Raw genomic sequence first — 622 nt, forward strand, 5'->3', positions numbered from 1 at the left:
TCTGAGAGTCCGCCGATGTTTCGAGCGCCACGGAGGATCGCTGCCGGCTCATCGATTCTCTCGAGGCGCTCATTTGGAAGGATACGGTCCAAAAACCACGGCGTCGCTAACGCCGTCGCAACGCTCACCAAGTAGGGTAGCCCCTCACTGGCGTGCACGCTTACCGTTACCTGTTCGCGGTCCTCGTCGTAGTCTACCAGTTTTGTTCGGCGTTCTTCGGCCGTTTTGTCGGTATCTCGCGGCTCTTTCACCAGGTTCACGCCGCCATCAGCAGCGCACGCCGTCACAGCGGCTTGCTGGGACTGTCTCATCCCAGTGGTCCGGTACGGCCTGCCGTCTTCCCCACTTACTCTTGTTGCTGGGGTTCCACGTGTCTTAGTACAGGATTTTGGGGTCCCGCTACCGCAAGCCTCAAGAGTCGACTGTCGACTGACTTGGGCCAGATATTCCCGACCGGCCTCAAGGAGTTCGGCCTTCCGATCGGTCCGTGAGCCGAACGTTGCGACGAGACCGAGTGCCTCGAGTCGACTAATACACTGCCTGATCCTCGACTTTTCGACTGTTGCAGCCGTATAGAGTGCGTGATAGGAGAGTGTTTCAGTTGTCTCGTCAGCCAACGGCC

1 pseudogene is annotated in these 622 nt (G+C 58.7%); it reads right to left on the reverse strand.

Annotated elements, in window-relative coordinates:
- Positions 1-311: pseudogene (locus C492_RS08095) on the reverse strand (hypothetical protein); the annotation flags it as partial.
- Positions 312-622: the final 311 nt, after the last annotated feature.

Origin of the sequence: Natronococcus jeotgali DSM 18795, from assembly GCF_000337695.1 — an archaeon.
Classification (GTDB): Archaea; Halobacteriota; Halobacteria; order Halobacteriales; family Natrialbaceae; genus Natronococcus; species Natronococcus jeotgali.